A 17,278-nucleotide genomic window follows, 5' to 3' on the forward strand; every position below is an offset into this window, starting at 1 on the left:
ATGTTCAGTACGTTGAAGACATTGATTAATGGGGCAAACGCCCGGGCCGAAGACCGCCTGCGCGAAACCTATTCAATCGAATTGATCGACCAGAAAATCCGCGAGGCCGAGCAGAACCTGAAAGCCGCCAAGCTTACTCTGGCCAGTATGATTCAGAAGCAGCGCAAGGAGACGCGGCAGATCGACGGGCTACAGGCGCGGATTGACGACCTTATGAACAGGGCGCGTCAGGCATTGGCAGATGACCGCGAGGATCTGGCGGAAAGTGCCGCCCAAGCGGTGGCTGATCTGGAAAATGAGCTAACAGCGCGGTCGAAAACCGTGGACCGGTTGGAAGCTCGCATTCTTCAGCTGCGCCATTCCGTACAGGCAGCCAGCCGTCGGATTTTGGATTTGAAACAAGGTGCAATATCAGCCCGCGCAGTTAAGCGAGAGCAGGGGCTGCAGAGGCGATTGAACCGGCATCTGGGCGGGGATAGCCCAATTGACGAAGCCGAAAGCCTGATTGAGCGTGTAATGCAGCAAGAAGATCCGTTTGAGCAATCCGAAATTCTAAGAGATATCGATGCGAGCCTGGATCACAGCACCATATCTGTGCGGATGGAAGAGGCCGGCTATGGTCCGAAAACCCGCGCCACCGCCGTTGAAGTGCTGAACCGGCTTCGCATGCAGCAAGACAGCTAAACCCAATCTCAACTGAACAAGAATTTCTCACGGAGACTTACAATGAATACACGTAACGAAAACGGTTTGATCCTGATGCTGAACGGTGCAGGCGTTGTGGTGGCTTATGCTTTGCTTGCGATCTCGCTGTATCTGTCCACCGATGTGCCGCTTGCCACAAAAGGGTATTGGGGCATGGGGATCGTTCTCCTGACGCTTAGCCTGATTAATGTGGTCAAATACCGCTTTGATGCTCGCACGGCCGAGGATCGGATTAATCGCATCGAAGAGGCGCGGAATGACAAGCTGCTGGAAGATGCGCTCAAGGATACCGACTCGGATATCTGACACTATACGCGCCGGACACAACAGGACACGGCGCCTAGCCCAATACTTTCATCGCATACGATGCGAACACAATGGGCGGGAGAGCCCCGTGTCCGACAAAAAGCGGCGCCCAGATCATCGGGCGCCGTTTTCTTAGATCAGAACCTGACTACAGGTTTGGATAGATCGGGAATTTGGCGCAGAGATCTGCGACCTCGGCTTTGACTTTGGCCTCGACAGCTGCGTTGTCGTCTTCTCCATTGGCGGCCAAACCATCGACAACCTCGATGATCCAGTCTGCGATCTGGCGGAATTCGACCTCGCCAAAGCCGCGCGTGGTGCCGGCGGGTGAGCCCAGACGGATACCGCTGGTGATGGTCGGTTTTTCGGGATCAAATGGCACGCCGTTCTTGTTGCAGGTGATATGCGCCCGACCCAGGGCCTTTTCGGTCGCGTTGCCTTTGACGCCTTTGGGGCGCAGGTCGACCAGCACCACATGGGTGTCGGTGCCGTGGGTCACCGTGTCGAGGCCACCCTTGATCAGCTGATCCGACAGCGCCTGCGCGTTGGTGATGACCTGCTGGATGTAGCTTTTGAACTCGGGGCGCAGAGCCTCTCCGAACGCAACAGCCTTGCCCGCGATGACATGCATCAGTGGGCCACCCTGAATGCCGGGGAAGATCGCCGAATTCACTTTCTTAGCGATATCTTCATCATTGGTCAGGATCATACCCCCACGCGGCCCACGCAGGGTCTTGTGGGTTGTCGTGGTCGCCACATGGGCGTGCGGGAACGGGCTGGGATGTTCGCCTGCGGCCACCAGACCGGCAAAATGCGCCATGTCCACGTGCAGGTAGGCACCGACCATATCGGCGATCTCGCGCATACGGGCAAAGTCGATCTGACGCGGGATGGCCGAACCGCCTGCGATGATCAGCTTGGGGTTATGCTCCTTGGCCAGCGCCTCGACCTGATCATAGTCCAGCATGTTGTCCTGCTGGCGCACGCCGTATTGCACGGCGTTGAACCACTTGCCCGACTGGTTCGGCCGCGCGCCGTGGGTCAGGTGGCCGCCTGCGTCGAGGCTCATGCCCAGAATGGTGTCGCCGGGCTGGATCAGGGCCTGAAACACGCCTTGGTTGGCCTGAGAGCCCGAGTTCGGCTGCACGTTGGCAAAGCCGCAACCAAACAGCTCTTTCGCGCGATCGATGGCAAGGTTTTCGGCGATATCGACGAACTGGCAGCCACCATAGTAGCGACGGCCAGGATAGCCTTCGGCGTATTTGTTGGTCATCACCGAACCCTGCGCCTCCATCACGGCGGCAGAGACGATGTTTTCGGATGCGATCAGCTCGATCTCGTCGCGCTGACGGCCCAACTCGGATGTGATCGAGCCGAACAGCTCAGGGTCACGGTCAGACAAGGACTGGGTGAAAAAACCCGTATCACGAATGTTGGCGTTCATTTGCGCTCCATAGAACTGTGGTGAATAGTTGCGGATTTCCTATAGGAAACCATTCTGATGCAAAAGCGGTAAAGCGACGATTTGGCCCGCTGTGGCGTCAAGTCTGGCGTATTGAGGAAAGGTATGTTTGTTTCGGAACCAAATGTGCAGCACTGGAAACCGGACGTTATGAAAAAGAGAATCGCTTTTCTTGCCAGCGATGCCCAGATGGCGCAGGACGCCCGTGACCGCCTGATTAAGACTTATGGAAACGTTGCTCCGCGCGATGCAGATGTTGTCGTCGCTCTGGGCGGGGATGGTTTTATGTTGCGGACGGTGAAGAACCTGCAGCATCTCGATACACCCGTTTACGGGATGAACCGCGGCACCATCGGCTTCTTGATGAATACCTATCACGAAGACGATCTGCTGGTCCGTCTTGCCGATGCGCAGGAAGAGGTCATCAATCCGTTGGCCATGCGCGCGATGGACCAATCGGGAAAACTGCATCAGGCGCTGGCGATCAACGAGGTTTCATTGCTGCGGGCAGGGCCTCAGGCCGCGCGATTGAAGATCAGCGTCGATGGGCGTGAACGCATGGCAGAGCTGATGTGCGATGGGGCGCTTTTATCCACGCCTGCCGGTTCAACGGCCTATAACTACTCGGCCCATGGGCCGATCCTGCCGATCGGGGCGGACGTTCTGGCTCTGACGCCCATCGCTGCCTTTCGCCCCCGCCGCTGGCGCGGGGCGCTGTTGCCCAAGATTGCGAAGGTGCGCTTTGACGTGCTGGATGCGGATAAACGCCCTGTGATGGCAGATGCGGATTCCGTCTCGTTTCCTGATATCGATTGGGTCGAGATCAGTTCCGAGCCCGCCATCAGACATCGTATTCTGTTTGATCCCGGCCATGGTCTTGAAGAGCGCCTGATCTCGGAGCAATTCACATAAATCGCGAATTTTTTGAGATTTTTTTGACTTTGTGTGAAGCAGTTCACACGGGATTTCTTAACGGTTGGCTAATCTAAACGAGCTCGGAGATCACGCTATGGTGGGAGTGAGTGGCCACCAAACGGCGTTTTCGAATGATTGCGCAAATTTCGCGCTGGCGAGGGTGGGTGGTGCTACGCTCGTCATCAGATATCCGGGCACATTTAAGCAGCTGGGCCCCGGGCAAAATACCCCGGGGTCTATTTCTTTTCAAAGGCTTAAGTGCCGCCTGCCATCTTGTCCCAAAGTGGCAAACACATCTGCCCAACCCGCGCCTCAATCGCTGCGGCGGCATCTACGGCCAGATCTTCGCGCCAACGACGCGCCGCGATTTGCACATTGATCGGCTGTGGCCCACTGGGCAGATCTGCCAGCCGGGCTGGAACACCGGCGGCGGGCAGGCCCAAAAAGTTCATCGAATAGGAATACACGGCGCAGCCTAGAACCTCATGCACACCTTCGGCCCCTTCGGTGTCACGATCAGGCTTGAAAAATGGTTGCGGCAGGAAGGGTGACAGGACCAAAGGATATTCCTGCAAGAACACGGACCATTCGCGCGCATAGTGGCTGCGTTTGGCCAACATCTTCAGTAACTCGGTTTCGACGATGGGCGGGAATTCCTGAAAATAGACATTAAAGATGTCCCGGATGGTCTGCGATCCCGCCGCTTCAACCTCCGATTTCATCAGAGTCAGCACCTCACCCATCAAGGCGCGATACCCGATGCGTCCGCACTCAAACACATCGGGCGGATCGATCTCAACCACCCGGTAGCCTGCATCCAGCAAAGCATCTTTGGCCGTATCCAGCGCCTTTTCGACCTCTGCATGCAGGGCATAGCCAAAGGTGTTTTTGGTAAACGCGACTTTGATTGGACCTTCCAAGGCTTCGCCGCGCCAGGGCAGCGGCACATGGAAGGGGTCCCGAGGGTCCGCGGCAATCAGACTTGGCATCGACAGATGTAGATCCGCCGCAGACCGGCTGAGCAGTCCCTGCACGGACATGGATTGCGCCAGCAACCCGCGCTCAGCTTTTTGGCTGGGGTTCCAGGCCGGCACACGGCCAAGGCCGGGTTTCACCGTTACAGCCCCGTTCGCAGCGGCCGGAAACCGCAGGCTGCCGCCGATATCGTTGCCATGGGCCAGCGCCCCGATGCCTGCCATCACCGCAGCGCCCGCACCACCCGAGGACCCCCCGGCGGAGATATGGCGACCCCAAGGGTTATGCGTGCGGCCGTACAGCGGGTTGTCGGTGTCGGCGCGAAAAGAGAATTCAGGCGTGTTCGTGCGACCGATCACAATGGCCCCGGCCTTTTGTAGGTTAGAAACAACCGGCGCGTCATCTGGCGCGATCAGGTCTTTCAAGGCAACGACGCCGTTGGTTGTGGCGTGCCCTTTCTGATCGACATTCACTTTGATCGTGACCGGTACGCCGAACAGCGGACCGGTATCTTCGCCCTTTGCGCGGACCCGATCCAGATCTCGGGCACGGCTAAGCGCTTCGACGCTCAGGTCCTCGACCACCGCATTGAGGCTTGGATTGACCGCGCGCATCCGATCAATCGCGGCTTGAGTTGCGGACTCGGCACTCAAGTCGCCGCTGCGGGTCAGCTGTGTCAACTCGGTGGCGCTAAGACGCCAGATATCGGTATGTGTCATGAGCCCTCACTGTCTGATCGTGACAGTAAGGAGCCTGTATCGGGTTGCAAGGGGGGCGGTGCAGGCCGCCCCGATCCTATTGAGCGTAACCGATGGTTTGTAGCGCCGTCTTGATCTCGTCCAGAATCGCCGGATCGTCGATGGTTGCAGGCATCTTGTAGTCCTGCCCATCGGCAATCGACACCATGGTACCACGCAGAATCTTGCCCGAGCGTGTCTTGGGCAAACGATCCACCACAACCGCCAGCTTGAAAGCCGCGACCGGCCCGATCTTGTCGCGGACCATCTTGACGACTTCCTGAACCACATCGCCGTGATCACGCGTTGCGCCTGCATTTAAGCACAGGAAACCCACCGGCATCTGGCCTTTCAACTGATCCGAAACACCGATCACCGCGCATTCTGCGACGTCGGGATGGGCGGCAAGAACTTCCTCCATGCCGCCTGTCGACAGGCGATGACCGGCCACGTTGATCACATCATCGGTGCGCGCCATGATGTAAAGGTACCCATCCTCGTCGATCATGCCTGCGTCGCCGGTTTCATAGTAGCCGGGGAAATGCTCAAGATAGGATTTCTTGAACCGCGCCTCGGCGTTCCACAGCGTCGGCAGCGTACCAGGGGGCAGGGGCAGCTTTACCGCAATCGCCCCCAACTCACCCGGTTTCATCGGGTGGCCGCCTTCGTCAAGGATTTGGACATCATAACCGGGCATCGGCTTGGCCGGAGAGCCCAGCTTGATGGGCAGTTCCTCGATCCCCAGCGGGTTGCCTGCAATGGTCCAGCCTGTTTCCGTCTGCCACCAATGATCGATCACTGGTACCTTAAGCGCGTCCTGCGCCCAAATGATTGTATCGGGATCAGCGCGCTCACCCGCCAAATAGAGGGCGCGCAGGCAGGACAGATCGTATGTCGAAAGCAGCTCACCCTTTGGGTCTTCGCGTTTGACAGCGCGGATCGCAGTCGGCGCAGTAAAGAAGCTGCGCACGTTGTGTTCCGAGATCACGCGCCAGAAGGTGCCCGCATCTGGTGTGCCGACGGGCTTACCCTCGAACACAATCGTAGTGTTCCCGTGGATCAGCGGGGCGTAGCAGATATAGGAATGCCCAACGACCCAGCCCACATCAGAGGCCGCCCAGAACACATCGCCAGGATCGACATTATAGATGTTCTTCATCGACCAGTTGAGCGCCACCAGATGCCCGGCTGTTGGGCGTACAACGCCTTTCGGTGCGCCTGTGGTACCCGAAGTGTAAAGGATATAGGCCGGATCATTGCCTGCCACAGGCACGCATTCAGCGGGTTCAACGCCATATTGGAAGCCGTGCCAGTTGAAATCGCGCCCTTCGATCAGTTGCGCAACCTCTTGCTCACGCTGAAGAATCACACAGAATTCAGGCTTGTGGTCGGCCAGATCTATGGCCCCATCCAACAGCGGTTTGTAGTGTACAACGCGGCCCGGTTCCAACCCGCAAGATGCGGCAACAATCGCCTTGGGTTTCGCGTCATCGATCCGCACCGCCAGTTCGTTGCTGGCAAATCCGCCGAAGACAACCGAGTGAACAGCGCCGAGCCGCGCGCAGGCCAGCATCGCCTCCAGCGCCTCTGGGATCATGGGCATGTAGATGATGACCCGGTCACCTTTCTCGACGCCTTTGGCGCGCAGAGCTCCGGCCAATGTGGCAACACGGTTGCGAAGTTCGACATACGAGATTTCGCGCTTGGTATGTGTGATCGGGCTGTCATAGATAATCGCAGCCTGTTCGCCGCGTCCATTTTCAACATGGCGGTCAACAGCGTTCCAGCAAGTGTTCACCTGCGCATCGCTGAACCATTCGTAAAGAGGGGCGTTGTCGTCAAACAGCGCTTTGGTTGGAGGTTGGACCCATTCGATCCCTTTTGCAGCGTCCATCCAGAACGCCTCGGGGTTGTTCTTCCAGCTGTCGTAAACGTCCTGATATGCCAATTCATCGTTCTCCCAAAGCAGTGCGCTTGTTGTTAGGGACCGTCTTCATTTCAGACAAGCTGCGCAAGTGACGGCGCGTCAGTTTATCGCAAAATCTTTGCAGGAACGTTCAGAATTAGCTGCAAATTTTTGCAAACTCTCTAAAAAATTATGGCTCAGGTTTAGGAAAGTTCAGAATTGCAAATTTGCTAACTAGCAGCTGCAAAGGGCCGACTCGTTCTTTAGCTGTGCCGGCCCAGTTTGCGCCCAATTCACCCATATTGTGCGACCGGAGTACCGGCGATGGCGGCCATGTTCAGCAATCCGCGCGCAGTGATCGCCGGGGTAACGATATGTGCTTTGTTACCCATGCCCATAAGTATTGGCCCGACCTCGATGCCATTTGCCTTCATTTTTAGGACATTCCGAACTCCACTTGCGGCATCCGCATGGGCAAAAATCAGCACGTTGGCAACGCCTTCCAGACGCGAGTCAGGGAAAATGCGCGACCGTAAATCCGGGTCCAGCGCGGTATCTAGGTTCATTTCACCCTCATAGATGAAATCCCTTGGCTTCTGGTCCAGTATCTCGATGGCTACGCGCAGGCGCTTGCCGGACCCTTCCGTCTGATTGCCGAACTGCGATTGTGAGCAAAAGGCGATCTTGGGTTCAATACCAAAGCGGCGCACATGCCGGGCTGCCCCAATGGTGGCTTCGGCCAGCTCCTCGGGCGAGGGCAACTGTCGCACATGAGTATCCGCTATGAATAGAGGACCATCTTCAAGGATCATCAGGGACAACGCACCGTGAGGGTGTAGAGCAGCTGTGTTCAAAACCTGCTCGACGTAGTTCAGGTGCCAGCGGTATTCACCAAACGTGCCGCAAATCATGCTGTCAGCTTCGCCCCTGTGCACCATGATCGCACCGATGGCGGTGGTGTTGGTGCGCATGATGGCCTTTGCCAGATCGGGCGTTACACCCTGGCGCTGCATGATTTTATGGTAGGAATTCCAATAGTCGTAGTACCGCGGGTCATTTTCAGGGTTTACGATCTGGCAGTCTTTGCCGGGCCGGATCGTGAGGCCCAGCCGCTCACAGCGCGCCTCGATCACTTCGGGGCGACCAATCAGGATCGGGGTCTCAGTGGTTTCTTCCAGAATGGCCTGAGCGGCACGAAGGACACGCTCGTCCTCGCCTTCCGCAAACACGATCCGACGTGAGGCGGCAGCGGCGGCTTCAAACACGGGTCGCATCAGCAAGGCGGATTTGAAGACGGTCTGGTTCAGCTTTTCCTTATAGGCATCCAGATCCTCGATCGGGCGCTTTGCCACCCCGCTGTCCATCGCAGCTTTGGCAACGGCGGACGACACAACGCCCACCAAGCGCGGGTCAAAGGGTTTAGGGATCAGGTAGTCGGGACCAAATGTCAGCTGCTCGCCCTTATAGGCTGCTGCGGCCTCGGCGCTTGTGGTGGCGCGGGCCATTTCGGCGATCCCGTCCACACAGGCGATCTGCATCTCATCATTGATTTCGGTCGCACCGACGTCCAGCGCACCCCGGAAGATGAATGGGAAACACAGGACATTGTTGACCTGATTGGGAAAATCACTGCGACCCGTTGCGATGATTGCGTCGGGGGCCACCTCGCGCGCCGCTTGCGGCAGGATTTCAGGCGTCGGGTTGGCCAGAGCAAAGATGATCGGTTGTTTGGCCATTCTGTTGACCATCTCGGGCTTCAAAACATTGGGACCGCTGAGGCCAAGGAACAGGTCGGCACCGTCGATCACGTCATCCAGCGTGCGCAGTTCGGTCTTTTGTGCGAACTGGTCCTTGTGCGGATTCATATCCTCTTCGCGGCCCTCATAGACCAGACCGTGAATGTCGCAGAGCCAAATATTTTCCCGCTTAACACCGAGTTTGACCAGCATGCTGAGGCAGGCGATCCCGGCCGCCCCGCCACCTGTCGAGACGATCTTGATATCCTCAAAAGATTTGCCCGCCACATGCAGCGCGTTTTTGGCCGCTGCGCCAACAACAATGGCTGTTCCGTGCTGGTCGTCGTGAAACACGGGGATATTCATGCGCTCGCGGCACAGTTTTTCGACAACAAAACAATCCGGGGCTTTGATGTCTTCCAGGTTGATGGCCCCAAAGGTGGGTTCCAGTGCGCAGACAATATCGGCCAGCTTTTCCGGGTCGGGTTGGTCCAGTTCGATATCGAAACAGTCGATGCCGGCGAATTTCTTAAACAGAACCGCTTTGCCCTCCATCACCGGTTTGGAGGCCAATGCGCCGATATTGCCAAGCCCCAGAACGGCCGTGCCATTTGACACAACGGCAACCAGATTGCCGCGCGCGGTATAGCGCTCGGCATTGGATGCATCGGCTTTGATCTCAAGGCTGGCCTCTGCCACCCCCGGAGAATAGGCGCGCGCCAGATCGCGTCCATTGGCCATGGGTTTCGTTGCCCTGATCTCAAGCTTTCCGGGTTTAGGATAGGCATGATAGTCGAGTGCGGCTTGTCTTTGGCTGCTTGAGTCGGACATCAGCGATACGGCTCCGTTCTAGGATTTGGTTTAGTGTTAAACTATTCTTTTTGACTTGGCTATGCTGTGCCTACTGGGGCGCACAATTCGATATTCTGCATCGCGCGGTTGAAAGCTGTCGTAAATTTTTTACATTACCCTTCACTCACACACCCAAGTCTACCGAACGAGCAGAACAAACGGGCATGACTTTCAAATCCGAGACACCGACCGGGGACTATGTCCCGGTAGCTTCGGTTGGCGTTCTACCAACCAAGGTTCTGCTTGCCGCAGTCGGCCTATGCTGTGTAGCGCTACTTGCCGCCATTACGATATGGCCGATTGAGGCGTCAGCATTCAATCAAGAAGGTGGTGTGATCGAGACCGTCTCTGCTGCGGGCCTGTTTGTTGCAGGTATCGCGGCCTTCTATCGCTTTCCCGGTGTTCGGCGCCTTTATATCGGGCTTGTCTGTTTGTTGCTGGCTGAGCGCGAACTGGAGGCAAGTATCTATACCACAGGCAGCGTGCCGTTCGTGACCCTGGATGGTTTGGATATCATCTTGGATGTCACGTTGGTTCGGATTTTGCTCGCGGTTCTGGTGCTCGGCGGGATTGTGACGCACGGGATACCTTGCGGTTGGCGGGCACTGAAGCTTCGGGCACCATTCCTGCTTGTCTTCGTTCTGGCGGGTACAGCCGCCGTTGTTGCACAGCTTCTCGAAGAAATGGCTGGGTTCTATGGTGCGAGCCTGTCGCTTGCCATGGCCACACGCCTGTTCGTGTTGGAAGAAACGCTCGAGATGTTCTTTTCGATTGGCCTTTTGGCTTCGGTTCTGATCGGATGGCCGAAACTGCTGACCGAAGAGACCAAAGATGAGCCAAACCGCAACCCCATCGCCGATCCGCGCTGAAATCCGCCTGCCTACGCAGGAGTTGCGAGAGGATATCCCGTTCTACACCAAAGTTTTGGGGATGAAGATGGATATGATCTACCCCGCCGATGATCCTCGGGTTGGTGTGTTTTCTGGGCATGGGCTGCGGCTGCGGATTGAAAAGGATGCGCCGGAACCAGCGGGTACGCTGCGTATTCTGACGGACGACCCCGATGGCTTTGCCGAAGGCAAGCGCGCGCTGGTCGCGCCAAACGGCACACGCATTGAAATCGAAGAGCTTGATCCGCCACTTGTGATGCCTGAAACCGTGCATTCCTTTGTGGTTCGAAGACTTAAGGATCAGGCCCCGTGGATCATTGGTCGGGCGGGGATGCACTACCGTGATTTGGTGCCGGATCGCCTAGGGGGGTCGATCATCGCCAGTCACATCCGCATTCCCGACGGTGGTCCGGTGCCGGATATGGTGCATTTCCACAAGGTTGGGTTTCAGTTGATCTTTTGCATTCATGGCTGGGTTGATGTTGTTTATGAGGATCAGGGCGACAAGATGCGGCTGAACGCCGGCGATTGCTTTATTCAGCCGCCGGAAATCCGTCACCGCGTGCTGGAAGCCTCGGACAACGTGCAGGTGATCGAGATTGGCGTTCCGGCCGAGCATGTGACTGAGATTGATCATGAAATGACGCTGCCGACGCCACACTTGCGACCGGACCGGGAGTGGCAGGGCCAGCGCTTTGTGTATAACAAGGCGCAGGATGCGGAATGGGTGCCCTTCCGCCTTCCGGGGTATATCTGTCGCGACACGACGATTGCCGAGAACACCAAAGGTGTGGCCGGGGTGCAGGTCGTGCGCCGTGGGCAGGGTCAGCCCCTCTGGGCGAGCCACGACACCGATATCCACTTTACCTTCGTAATGGACGGAGAGGTCACATTGGAAGGGGAAGGGCGCGAGCCTTACCGGCTGGAGCAAGGTGATGCTTTCGTAATACCGCCGGGAATGCGGACCCGATTGTCTGCCCCCTCAGACAACATCGAACTGCTTGAGGTCACCCTGCCCGGAACGTTCAACACGACCTTGGACTAGTCAAAAAACAGGCGCCCGGGGGTTCTACTTCCCTGGCGTTTTCCAGTAGGGTACATTTTCTGACCAGATGATCAAAAATGGGGAATCGCCATGTCGCTTAAAGATGCTGCCCTGAAAGTCCGTGAAAACGCCCATGCGCCTTACTCGAACTTCAAGGTGGGGGCGGCGGTCCTGTCGGGCTCGGGCACGCTCTATGTCGGCTGCAATGTTGAGAACGTGGCCTACCCTGAAGGAACCTGTGCTGAGGCCGGCGCAATCGCCGCGATGGTGGCTGCTGGCGAAACCGAACTGGCCGAGGTCTATGTGGTGGCCCAAAGCCCACAACCGGTGCCGCCTTGCGGCGGATGCCGCCAAAAGCTGGCCGAGTTTGGGGCCCGTGATATCAAAGTGACCCTGGCAACCACGGATGGTGTCGAGCTAGAGACAACTATCGGCGATCTTCTGCCGGGCGCGTTCGACGCCTCGCATATGCAGGACGTCTGACCAGATGGATGCCCGCTCGATCATCGCCAAATTGCGTCGGACCGAGGTGCCATCGGCTGAGGAGCTGAACTGGTTCGCACAAGGCCTCGCCGATCGTGCTGTCAGTGACGCGCAGGCGGGTGCCTTTGCGATGGCCGTCTGCATGGGCGGTCTAGGTGCCCGGGGTCGCGCTGATCTGACTGTTGCAATGCGCGATAGCGGCGATGTGCTCAGCTGGGATGTCGATGGTCCGGTGATCGACAAACACTCAACCGGTGGCGTGGGCGATTGCGTCAGTCTGGTGCTTGCCCCGGCATTGGCAGAGTGCGGGGCCTATGTCCCGATGATTTCGGGGCGCGGTTTGGGCCATACGGGGGGCACGCTGGATAAGCTAGAGGCGATACCCGGCGTTACCACGCAGATCGGGCAGGACCGTCTGGCTCAGATTTTGCAAGAAACAGGTGCCGCAATTGTCGGTGCGACGGGGCAGATCGCGCCCGCAGATAAACGGCTTTATGCCATCCGTGATGTGACTGCGACGGTAGAAAGCCTTGATCTGATCACCGCTTCGATTCTGTCCAAGAAATTGGCGGCCAGCCCGGATGCCTTGGTGCTGGACGTCAAAGTCGGCAGCGGCGCGTTTATGAAAACGCTCGAAGAGGCCCGCGCACTGGCCACCGCCCTGACCGAAACTGCCAATGCCGCAGGGTGCCGGACCTCCGCCGTGATTACGGACATGAACCAGCCTTTGGCCCCGTCATTGGGCAATGCGCTTGAAGTGGCTGAGGTGATGAAGGTTCTGACCGGTGATGCCGCCTCACCCTTGGCTGAGATTTCTGCGGAACTGGGCGGTGTATTGCTGGCGGATGCAGGGATGTGCGAAACCGCCGAACAGGGCCGGGACCAGATCGCCAATACCATTCGCGATGGACGCGCGGCTGAGCGGTTCGGTCGTATGATGGCAGCGGTGGGAGGCCCACTGCAGTTCGTCGAAACTTGGTCACGTTTCCTGCCCGAGGCCAGCGTCATAAGCGAAGTCCCGGCGCCGAAGGACGGATACATCTCGGCCATTGATGGCGAGGCTTTGGGCCTTGCAGTTGTCGCTCTGGGCGGGGGCCGTCAGGTCGAAAGCGATGTGATCGACCCCGCCGTTGGCCTGTCAAACATCGTGCGTTTGGGCGACAAGGTGACGAAAGGCACCCCGCTTGTCGCCATTCATGCGGCCCGAGAGGATGCCGCGCGGCAAGCTACCGAGCGTGTGCTGGCGGCTATTCAGATCCAAGACGCACCGACCGCCCCACCTGATCTTGTGCACGAAAGGATCACGGCATGAGCCGGGTGTTTCTGATCGTAATGGACTCGGTTGGCATCGGTGGCGCGCCCGATGCCGAGCGGTTCTACAATGGCGACGTGCCGGATACCGGTGCAAATACGGTTGCACATATCGCCCAGGCTTGCGCGCAAGGTCTGGCTGAAGACGGGCGAACCGGGCCGCTGAACCTACCCAATCTGGATGCGCTGGGATTGGGCGCTGCAGTGCGTCTGGCCTCGGGCGATGCGACACCGGGTTTGAACGCGCACCCGATCGGCCTGTGGGGTTGCGCGCGAGAGCTTTCACCGGGCAAGGACACACCCTCAGGCCATTGGGAGCTCGCCGGCCTGCCGGTCCCTTGGGATTGGCATTTCTTCCCGGATACGCAACCGGCCTTTCCGCCTGATCTCAGCCGCGCCGCCGCCGAGGCCGCAGGGACCGAGGGTATTCTGGGCGATTGCCATGCCTCAGGAACCGCGATCATTGCGGATTTGGGGGCCGAGCATATGCGGAGCGGTTGGCCGATCTGCTACACCTCGGCCGACAGCGTGTTCCAGATCGCCGCGCATGAAGAAAGCTTTGGCCTGGATCGTCTGTTGGACATGTGTAAGGCGCTTGCGCCGCGCCTGCATGAAATGAAAGTGGGGCGGGTTATCGCGCGGCCCTTTGTTGGCTCACCTGAAAACGGGTTCAGCCGTACCCCCAACCGCAAGGATTTTGCCATCCTGCCGCCTGCGCCGGTGCTGACCAATTGGGTGCAGGATGCGGGTCGCCGTGTGCACGCGGTTGGCAAAATCGGTGACATCTTTTCGATGCAGGGGATCGATACGCTGTGCAAAGGGTCGGATGCGGACTTGATGGGGCATTTGTCGGATCTGGTGGAAGAAGCTGAAGAGAGTAGTCTGACCTTCGCCAATTTTGTCGAGTTCGACAGCCTGTATGGTCACCGCCGAGACATCAGCGGCTATGCGCGGGCGCTGGAATGGTTCGACCGCGAGATTGGCACAATCCTGCAAAAGCTGCGCCCGGGTGACCTACTGCTGCTGACTGCGGATCACGGCAATGATCCAAGTTGGATCGGCACAGACCACACTCGGGAACAGGTTCCGGTGCTTGTTGCCGGGGCAGGTGCGGGTCAGATCGGCCAAATCAGTTTCGCTGATGTCGCCGCCAGCATCGCCCATCATCTGAACGTACCGGCGCAAGGGCCGGGAAAGAGCTTTCTATGACTGTCGCTGACCTTCCCAAGATCGAACTGCACCTGCACCATGAAGGTGCCGCCCCACCGGCCTTTATCCGGCAGCTGGCGCATGAAAAGCGCATTGATCTGAGCGGGATTTTCAAACCCGATGGCAGTTACGATTTTCGAGACTTTGCTCATTTCCTGAGCGTTTATGAAGCGGCCTGTGAGGTCCTGAAAACGCCCGAGGATTTTCGTCGCCTGACGCTGGCAATCCTTGAAGAGAGCGCTGCAAATGGGGTGGTGTATTCTGAAACTTTCCTCAGTCCCGATTTCTGTGGGGGTGGTGATATTCACGCTTGGCGCGACTATCTGACAGCCATTCAGGACGCATCAGACGAGGCCGAGCGCAAGTTTGGTATCACCCTGCGCGGGGTGGTCACCTGTGTGCGCCATTTCGGACCCGACAAGGCCAAGCGCAGCGCGTATTGCGCGGCGGAAACCGCTGGCGATTGGATCACCGGCTTTGGAATGGGTGGCAACGAATCCGTAGGCACTCAGGGTGATTTCAAATGGGCCTTCGATTGTGCGGGTGAGGCGGGTCTACGCTTGACCACGCATGCGGGCGAATTCGGCGGGCCCCAGAGCGTCCGCGATGCGGTGCGGGACCTTGGTGTCGAGCGCATTGGCCATGGCGTGCGTGCTATCGAAGACCCTGATCTGGTTCACGAATTGGTGGATCGGGGTATCACGCTTGAGGTCTGCCCCGGATCGAATGTGGTGCTGGGTCTGTTCCCGGACTTCGCTGCACACCCGATTGCGCGCTTGCGCAATGCAGGTGTGAACGTCACCGTGTCTACAGACGACCCGCCGTTTTTTCACACGACCATGCGGCGCGAATATGAGATGCTGAACGCAGCGTTTGGTTGGGGCGCCGATGATTTCGCCGCCTTGAACGAAACCGCCCTGAACGCCGCGTTTTGCGATGAAGACACCCGCGCGCGGGTCAAGAAAAGACTGGAGACCACATGAGCGATCACCTGACCATCGTCGACCACCCACTGGTGCAACACAAACTGACGCTCATGCGGGACAAGGGCACCTCGACCGCGGTGTTCCGGCAGTTGCTGCGCGAAATCACCTTGTTGTTGGCCTATGAGGTCACGCGAGAGCTTAAGCTGACCACCCGCCATATCGAAACACCGATGGAGGAGATGGACGCCCCCATTCTGGCTGGAAAGAAGCTGGCGCTGGTTTCGATCTTGCGCGCGGGCAATGGGATGCTGGATGGGGTCCTGGAGCTGATCCCGTCGGCCCGCGTCGGGTTTGTGGGTCTTTACCGGGATGAAGAGACGTTGAAGCCCGTGCAATACTACTTCAAAGCACCTGAAGGCCTGAAGGATCGTCTGGTCATCGCGGTGGACCCGATGTTGGCCACAGGCAATAGCTCTGCCGCTGCGATTGATCTACTGAAAGAGGCCGGTGCCACGGATATCCGTTTCCTTTGCCTGCTGGCTGCACCGGAAGGCGTTGCGCGTATGAAAGAAGCACATCCGGACGTGCATATCGTAACCGCCGCGCTGGATCGTGAGCTGAATTCCAAAGGCTATATCATGCCCGGACTTGGGGACGCCGGGGATCGGATGTTCGGGACCAAATAGGCCCGCTTATCCGCCGCAGATGTTTTGAAGCTGGACCCAATCACGGTCCGGCAACACCTGTTCCAACGTCCGCCCGGCCATTGGGTCTGCCTCGATCAGCCCCAACACTGTTTCGCCGGTAATGTCGCGCGCATAAGCGTAGGGGGTCGAGGGCAGGGCGGCTTGTGCGAACATCGCCAACAAATCCTCGTCCGTCACAGAAGGGCGCGGTTCAGACAGAACCTGTTCGGTATAAGTATCGACGATCTGCGGTGTCAGACCTCCGGTCGTCAGCAGACGAAAGGCCGAGGTTGCACCGGTGCGGTCCAGCAAATCATCCAGCGGGTCCTGCTGCGCAGAACGGGAACGCTCGGCGATGATATATCCGGCGGCCACAGCCGGGTCTTCATGATCTTCGACCAGGGCTCGGTTCAACAAAACTGTCCCGCCCGGCAGGCTCAGGCTGTCCTGAACACCGGCGGGCAGAATGATGATCTGCCGCACCCCGGTCCGCTTTGCCAGCCGGTCCAGCGAGGCCTGCGCATCGCGTGAGGTACAAGCGCGGCCCGAAACACGTTCGATCCGTTTCAGGATTGTCTCTCCGATCTCCTGACGTTTAACCTCGGGCACGACCGAGACAACATGGCTTTGCAACGCGCCCGGTAGCCACAGCAGCATCACCGCCAGAACAGCCGCAACAACCCCGCCCACGCTGAGCCAACGCAACCGCCCAGGATGCGGGCGGGCCCGGTCGATGGCGCGTTGTAGCCGGTCGATGGCTTCAAGCATCGTTTTTTCGCTCTCGGCCAGTTCCAGCGTTTCATCCGGGTCGCCGTCGGGGTTAAATATCGCCGGATATGTCCCAGGGTTCTGCCGCTCCAATGCCGCCAATGACCAATGCGTCAAGGCGCGATCATTGAAATCCGAGATCGTCAGCGTGGCCTCTCCGATAGACACAACAACCTCGCGCCGTTGCTCATCGGGCGAGGGGCGCCACAGACCGGTGGCTTCGATCCGCTGGTACTGTTTCAGGGCCGTCATCTGGGTTGGGTCTGCTCGAAATTTGTTTTGCCGAAGCTTAACACGCCACAAAGGCACGGCGCAAACGTGTTGCGCCCGCGTGTTCAATTGTGCTGGATGGCGGGGCATGGAAGG

At 58.3% G+C, this 17,278-nt stretch carries 15 protein-coding genes; 10 read left to right on the plus strand and 5 right to left on the minus strand.

Features of this window, described 5'->3' with window-relative positions:
• On the plus strand, positions 1 to 684 hold the full coding sequence (locus ACR0JX_RS00660) for a PspA/IM30 family protein (protein ID WP_480540511.1): 684 nt from the start codon (positions 1 to 3) through the stop codon (positions 682 to 684).
• 42 nt (positions 685 to 726) lie between these two features.
• The gene (locus ACR0JX_RS00665) at positions 727 to 1,011 is read left to right on the plus strand and encodes a hypothetical protein (RefSeq protein WP_170531961.1); all 285 of its coding nucleotides are present in this window, start codon (positions 727 to 729) and stop codon (positions 1,009 to 1,011) included.
• A gap of 148 nt (positions 1,012 to 1,159) precedes the next feature.
• Here the strand turns inward: ACR0JX_RS00665 and glyA are convergent, their stop codons facing one another.
• Positions 1,160 to 2,455 carry a serine hydroxymethyltransferase gene (glyA, locus tag ACR0JX_RS00670; protein WP_480540513.1) on the minus strand — a complete coding sequence of 432 codons (1,296 nt, stop codon included), beginning with the start codon at positions 2,453 to 2,455 and terminating at the stop codon, positions 1,160 to 1,162.
• Between the two features lie 168 nt (positions 2,456 to 2,623).
• On the opposite strand from glyA, the gene ACR0JX_RS00675 reads away from it, so the two are divergent.
• Entirely contained in the window at positions 2,624 to 3,385 is a 762-nt protein-coding gene (locus ACR0JX_RS00675) for an NAD kinase (protein ID WP_480540515.1), read from the plus strand.
• A gap of 257 nt (positions 3,386 to 3,642) precedes the next feature.
• Here the strand turns inward: ACR0JX_RS00675 and ACR0JX_RS00680 are convergent, their stop codons facing one another.
• The 3 genes from ACR0JX_RS00680 to ACR0JX_RS00690 form a co-directional block, all read right to left on the minus strand.
• A complete protein-coding gene (locus tag ACR0JX_RS00680; RefSeq protein ID WP_480540517.1) occupies positions 3,643 to 5,082 on the minus strand; it encodes an amidase family protein in 1,440 nt (479 codons plus the stop codon).
• Between the two features lie 76 nt (positions 5,083 to 5,158).
• The gene (gene prpE, locus ACR0JX_RS00685) at positions 5,159 to 7,048 is read right to left on the minus strand and encodes a propionate-CoA ligase PrpE (protein WP_480540519.1); all 1,890 of its coding nucleotides are present in this window, start codon (positions 7,046 to 7,048) and stop codon (positions 5,159 to 5,161) included.
• A 251-nt stretch (positions 7,049 to 7,299) separates the two neighbouring features.
• The gene (locus tag ACR0JX_RS00690; RefSeq protein ID WP_480540520.1) at positions 7,300 to 9,573 is read right to left on the minus strand and encodes an NADP-dependent malic enzyme; all 2,274 of its coding nucleotides are present in this window, start codon (positions 9,571 to 9,573) and stop codon (positions 7,300 to 7,302) included.
• Between the two features lie 185 nt (positions 9,574 to 9,758).
• On the opposite strand from ACR0JX_RS00690, the gene ACR0JX_RS00695 reads away from it, so the two are divergent.
• The 7 genes from ACR0JX_RS00695 (at position 9,759) to upp (ending at position 16,144) form a co-directional block, all read left to right on the plus strand.
• Positions 9,759 to 10,463 (plus strand): hypothetical protein, encoded by a 705-nt coding sequence (locus ACR0JX_RS00695; RefSeq protein WP_480540522.1) that lies wholly within the window; start codon positions 9,759 to 9,761, stop codon positions 10,461 to 10,463.
• The gene (locus ACR0JX_RS00700) at positions 10,426 to 11,529 is read left to right on the plus strand and encodes a cupin domain-containing protein (protein WP_480540524.1); all 1,104 of its coding nucleotides are present in this window, start codon (positions 10,426 to 10,428) and stop codon (positions 11,527 to 11,529) included. The genes ACR0JX_RS00695 and ACR0JX_RS00700 overlap by 38 nt, the downstream gene beginning before the upstream one ends.
• A 90-nt stretch (positions 11,530 to 11,619) precedes the next feature.
• A complete protein-coding gene (locus ACR0JX_RS00705; protein WP_480540526.1) occupies positions 11,620 to 12,012 on the plus strand; it encodes a cytidine deaminase in 393 nt (130 codons plus the stop codon).
• Between the two features lie 4 nt (positions 12,013 to 12,016).
• A complete protein-coding gene (locus ACR0JX_RS00710) occupies positions 12,017 to 13,324 on the plus strand; it encodes a thymidine phosphorylase (RefSeq protein ID WP_480540528.1) in 1,308 nt (435 codons plus the stop codon).
• Complete coding sequence (locus ACR0JX_RS00715) at positions 13,321 to 14,532, plus strand: phosphopentomutase (protein WP_480540529.1); 1,212 nt, start codon at positions 13,321 to 13,323, stop codon at positions 14,530 to 14,532. Before ACR0JX_RS00710 ends, ACR0JX_RS00715 begins: the two co-directional genes overlap by 4 nt.
• A complete protein-coding gene (locus tag ACR0JX_RS00720) occupies positions 14,529 to 15,515 on the plus strand; it encodes an adenosine deaminase (protein ID WP_480540531.1) in 987 nt (328 codons plus the stop codon). The genes ACR0JX_RS00715 and ACR0JX_RS00720 overlap by 4 nt, the downstream gene beginning before the upstream one ends.
• Positions 15,512 to 16,144: a uracil phosphoribosyltransferase gene (gene upp / locus ACR0JX_RS00725; RefSeq protein WP_170531985.1), complete on the plus strand. Its 633-nt coding sequence runs from the start codon at positions 15,512 to 15,514 to the stop codon at positions 16,142 to 16,144. Before ACR0JX_RS00720 ends, upp begins: the two co-directional genes overlap by 4 nt.
• Before the next feature lie 6 nt (positions 16,145 to 16,150).
• Here upp and ACR0JX_RS00730 read toward each other — a convergent pair whose 3' ends face one another.
• On the minus strand, positions 16,151 to 17,164 hold the full coding sequence (locus tag ACR0JX_RS00730) for a hypothetical protein (protein ID WP_480540534.1): 1,014 nt from the start codon (positions 17,162 to 17,164) through the stop codon (positions 16,151 to 16,153).
• Between the last annotated feature and the right edge of the window lie 114 nt (positions 17,165 to 17,278).

This window comes from Ruegeria sp. AH7, from assembly GCF_056541325.1.

Bases quoted from the DNA above. Each gene is read 5' to 3' on its own strand.
- ACR0JX_RS00710 (WP_480540528.1), top strand. From the start codon at position 12,017: ATGGATGCCCGCTCGATCATCGCCAAATTGCGTCGGACCGAGGTGCCA.
- ACR0JX_RS00720 (WP_480540531.1), top strand. From the start codon at position 14,529: ATGACTGTCGCTGACCTTCCCAAGATCGAACTGCACCTGCACCATGAA.
- ACR0JX_RS00680 (WP_480540517.1), bottom strand. From the start codon at position 5,082: ATGACACATACCGATATCTGGCGTCTTAGCGCCACCGAGTTGACACAG.
- ACR0JX_RS00675 (WP_480540515.1), top strand. From the start codon at position 2,624: ATGAAAAAGAGAATCGCTTTTCTTGCCAGCGATGCCCAGATGGCGCAG.
- ACR0JX_RS00730 (WP_480540534.1), bottom strand. From the start codon at position 17,164: ATGACGGCCCTGAAACAGTACCAGCGGATCGAAGCCACCGGTCTGTGG.
- glyA (WP_480540513.1), bottom strand. From the start codon at position 2,455: ATGAACGCCAACATTCGTGATACGGGTTTTTTCACCCAGTCCTTGTCT.
- ACR0JX_RS00665 (WP_170531961.1), top strand. From the start codon at position 727: ATGAATACACGTAACGAAAACGGTTTGATCCTGATGCTGAACGGTGCA.
- ACR0JX_RS00700 (WP_480540524.1), top strand. From the start codon at position 10,426: ATGAGCCAAACCGCAACCCCATCGCCGATCCGCGCTGAAATCCGCCTG.
- ACR0JX_RS00715 (WP_480540529.1), top strand. From the start codon at position 13,321: ATGAGCCGGGTGTTTCTGATCGTAATGGACTCGGTTGGCATCGGTGGC.
- ACR0JX_RS00660 (WP_480540511.1), top strand. From the start codon at position 1: ATGTTCAGTACGTTGAAGACATTGATTAATGGGGCAAACGCCCGGGCC.
- ACR0JX_RS00695 (WP_480540522.1), top strand. From the start codon at position 9,759: ATGACTTTCAAATCCGAGACACCGACCGGGGACTATGTCCCGGTAGCT.
- upp (WP_170531985.1), top strand. From the start codon at position 15,512: ATGAGCGATCACCTGACCATCGTCGACCACCCACTGGTGCAACACAAA.
- ACR0JX_RS00690 (WP_480540520.1), bottom strand. From the start codon at position 9,573: ATGTCCGACTCAAGCAGCCAAAGACAAGCCGCACTCGACTATCATGCC.
- ACR0JX_RS00705 (WP_480540526.1), top strand. From the start codon at position 11,620: ATGTCGCTTAAAGATGCTGCCCTGAAAGTCCGTGAAAACGCCCATGCG.